Raw genomic sequence first — 3,819 nt, forward strand, 5'->3', positions numbered from 1 at the left:
GACCAGCACCAGGTCGTGCCCGCGGGCGGCCAGCCGGCGCGCGAACTCCGCGCCGATCCCGGAGGAGGCTCCGGTGACAAGAGCATGTGTCATGCTTTAAAAAGTAGCAGATCCCAACATATCTGCGGCAAATAGTCTCAGTTTTAGGCTGTAACGTCTCCTCCATGGGAAGACTGCGGGCCGACGCCGAGCGCAGCATGCGGGCGATCATGGCGGCGGCGGAAGAGGTGCTCAGCGCCAACCCGGTGGCCACGATGGAGCAGATCGCCGAGACCGCGGGCGTGGCCAGGGCCACCATCCACCGCAGGTTCGCCAGCCGGGAGGCGCTGATCGAGGCCATGGAGGTGGCCGCGTGGCGGGAGATCCAGGAGGCCGTGCACGCCGCTCGCCCGCACACCGCGCCCGCCATGGTGGCGCTGCACCAGGCCACGGCCAACATCCTGCAGATCAAGCCAGGCTGGCGGTTCACCTTGGCCCGGCAGGTGCCGCTCAGCCATGAGGCGCAGGCGGTGCGGGCCGAGGTGATGGAGCAGTGCGAGTCGGTGTTCGGGAAGTTGCTCGGACCGGACGCCGACATCGTCTGGGCGCGGCAGGCCTATCTCGCGCTGCTGGGGGAGGCCGCGCACGGCTCTCCCCCAGGCTTCGATCCCGACGCGCTGGCCACGAGGGTGCTCGACACCCTCATGCACGGCGTTCAGCGCACCGCGTAAGCGCGGATCACCTCCTGCGACAGGGTGTTGCCGTTGACGTCGGAGGCTTTCAGCCGCAGCGACACGAATCCGGACGGCGAGCGGTCGAGCGTGGTCTCGTAGGCCCGCTCGCCCTTGTCACGCAGGCGGGCCTTCGTCCAGGTGGCGCCGTCGTCGTACGACACCTCCAGCGAGACGTCCTTGACCGCGCTCTGCTCCGCGCCCTCCTGGTGGTAGAGGGACAGGCCGAGCCTGCGCGAGCCGGCCTGGTTCTTCAGGTCCACGGGCGCGTCGAACGAGGCCAGCAGCAGCGGCACCACCGTCGTGCCCGCGGCCCGCTCCGAGCCGAACGTCCACACCGCCTTCGTGCGGGTGGACAGCTTCGCCCACTCGGCCTCGTTGGCGACGGCGTACTCGATCCGGTACGTGGCCTTCTCCGGCGAGAGCACCCCGGAGCCCGAGGGCAGGTAGTTCGTCTGCCATAGCAGCGTGTCGCCCTGGTACAGCCGGAAGTCGGTCTTCAGGCCGTGCTCGAACTGGCTGGTGTAGGCGTCGCCGTAGTTCCGGTCGGCGTCCACGAACCCCTGCATCGAGACGCGCAGCCGGTCGCCCTCCCTGCGCACGGGGTTGCGAGGGTTGATCCCCGGCAGCAGAGGCTGCTTGAACAGCGTCCGGCTGACCCGCTCCCCCACCTCGTACGGGCGGAACTCCGGCGACGACATCGAGATGCGCGGCGTGTCCGGGTGCGGCCACATGTTGTTGTAGGACCGCTCGGGGGTGCCCGCCGACGTGCTCCACCGCAGCTCGGGGTCCGGTGTGACGTAGTCGGTACGGGTGCGCGGCGTCTTGGCCATGGGGTGGTTCGTGGAGATGGACGAGGTGTCCCACGGCTCGAAGACGAACCTGGCCTCGTTCACCGTCACGTCGTCGGACAGCTGGCTGTGGTAGCCGGTCTCGATCCTGGCCAGCGACTTCGACCTCACCGTGTACGTGAGCGAGTCGCGTACCCGGCCCTTCTCGCGCAGGTACAGGTCGTAGACGTACGGGCTGGCGACGATGCCGGTGGCCAGGATCGGCACCGGCAGGCGGCGCAGCCGCTCGACCAGCTTCAGCCCCTCCTCGTGCGTCAGCCGCACGGTCGGGACGGCGAGCTTGACCATGTTGCCGCCGGTGGTGACGTCGGCGCCCGGCTGGTCGCTGTAGACGGCGACCATCTTCGCCCCGGCGGCCGCGGCCGCGTTGGCCTGGGCGGAGACGGGCACGCCGTCGGTGCGCCGGATGACGGCGAGCTTGCCGCGCAGGTCGTGGGCCTTGATCTCGTCGGCGCTGCCCCGGCCCGCGTCCACGGCCATGAGGAGCCGGGTGCCGTCCAGGCGCGGGTACTCGGTGGAGAAGTCGCTGAACTGGACAGGGTCGACGTACTGCGGGTCGAGGCTAAGGCCGGGCGTGGAGAGGGTGATCTCGGGGGCGGTCAGCCGCCAGCGGGTGGCGACGGTGAAGGTGCCCTTGGTGACCTTCCTGGTGGGCTGGACGAACAGCCGCTCCTCGATCTGCCCGCCGGGCGAGATCGTGGTGCCGCCGCGCAGCGCGGTGCCCGTCTTGCTCGAGCGGTACCACATGAGGGCGGCGGCGGCCCCGGTGTTCCGCTTGGTCTTGTGGTCGGGTGTCTCGACCTTGACCTCCACGGCCTTGCGGGCGTCCAGCACGACCTCGGTGTTCTCGGTGATCTCCATTTCCGGGTCGCCGACCAGGCTCTCGTTGAGCGGCTTGCCCGACGTGGTGCTGTCCTGCGTGGCGGGCATGGTGAAGATGTGGCCGAGCACGGAGTAGGTGCCGGGCTTGACCAGCAGGCAGGTGCCGGTGCCGTACTTCTGGTCGGTGCAGGGCTGGGACGGGTCGCCGGGCAGGAGACGGCCGACCAGGGTGCCTTCGTCCAGGTTGAGCACGGTGAAGCCGCCGCGGCCGGTGCGGCCGTCCCTGGCGATGCCGCGTACGCGTAGCTCGACCCGCTTCTCGTCGACGCTGCCCGTCAGCAGCGTGCGCACCGTGCCGGCGCCCGCGACGGCAGCGGTCAACTCCTGGCGCAGCAGCCCGGCCTTGTCCGCCTTGGCCGTGACCTTCACCTCGGCCGTCCCTCCGGCGGGCACGGTGAGCTTCGACGGCTCGACGGTGAACGCGTCACCGGTCGACAGGCTCAGCTCGGCGGGGGCCTGGCCGAGGTTGTGGTAGCCGACGGTGAGGCTCTTCTGCTCGCCCGTGGTGAGCTTGCCGAAGCCGGCCGAGCCCGTCGAGGCCACGACCGTGTCCTTGAGCGCGGCGGCCACGTCGATGCGGCCCGCGCCCTGGGCGTCCACGGCGATGCCCTGGCCCGGCTTGGCGCCGGCCATGAGCAGCGACTTCAGCTCGTTGCCGATGATCCCCTGGCGGGCCTGCCGCAGCAGCGCGGCCGCGCCCGCCACGTGCGGGGTCGCCATCGAGGTGCCGGAGAGAGTGAGGCTGCCGCCGCCTGTCTTGGCGGCCGTGATGTCCACACCTGGGGCGGTGACGTCGGGCTTGACGGCCAGGTCGGCGATGATCGGTCCCCTGCTGGAGAAGGGGGCAAGCTTGTCCTGTTTGTCCACGGCGCCGACGGTCAGTGCCTCGGGGGCGTCGCCAGGGGCGCCCACGCACTGGTCGCAGCCGTCGTTGCCGGCCGCCACCACGAACAGCGTGCCGTACTGCCGGCTGAGCCGCGTCAAGGCGGAGGTGAGCGGGCCGCCCGGGTCGCGGCTGCCGAGGCTCATGTTGACGATCTCGGCGTGCTTCTCGCCGGCCGCCCACTCCATGCCGTCGATGATCCAGGACAGCTGCCCGTAGCCGTCGGCGTCGAGCACGCGGCCGTTGAGCAGCCTCGCGCCGGGCGCGACGCCCTTGCCGATACCGTCGGCGCCCGTGCCCGCGATGGTGCTGGCGACGTGGGTGCCGTGCCCGTGGGGGTCGCCCGTGACGCTCTGGCCGGTGAAGTCGCGCTGGTCGGCGACCTTGCCCGCGAGGTCGGGGTGCGTGGCGTCCACGCCGGTGTCGAGCACGGCCACGGTCGTGCCGGTGCCGTCGTAGCCGGCGGCCCACGCCTCGGGCGCGCCGATCTGCG

Annotated in this window: 3 protein-coding genes; 1 reads left to right on the top strand and 2 read right to left on the bottom strand. The window is 71.0% G+C overall.

Annotated features, from left to right (window positions below):
- A partial coding sequence (locus AB0J09_RS58700; protein ID WP_360712002.1) for an SDR family NAD(P)-dependent oxidoreductase occupies positions 1–93 on the bottom strand: 93 nt, incomplete at its 3' end.
- A gap of 71 nt (positions 94–164) precedes the next feature.
- Here AB0J09_RS58700 and AB0J09_RS58705 point away from each other — a divergent pair.
- Positions 165–710: a helix-turn-helix domain-containing protein gene (locus AB0J09_RS58705; protein ID WP_360711997.1), complete on the top strand. Its 546-nt coding sequence runs from the start codon at positions 165–167 to the stop codon at positions 708–710.
- On the opposite strand, the gene AB0J09_RS58710 is transcribed toward AB0J09_RS58705, so the two are convergent.
- The coding region (locus AB0J09_RS58710; RefSeq protein WP_360711999.1) for a S8 family serine peptidase at positions 695–3,819 on the bottom strand (3,125 nt) is incomplete at its 5' end. The two genes, AB0J09_RS58705 and AB0J09_RS58710, sit on opposite strands and share 16 nt — an antisense overlap.

It is taken from the genome of Nonomuraea sp. NPDC049784, assembly GCF_040659615.1.
Taxonomy (GTDB): Bacteria; Actinomycetota; Actinomycetes; order Streptosporangiales; family Streptosporangiaceae; genus Nonomuraea.

Coding starts and splice junctions, on each gene's coding strand:
- AB0J09_RS58705 (WP_360711997.1), top strand. CDS start 165: ATGGGAAGACTGCGGGCCGACGCCGAGCGCAGCATGCGGGCGATCATG.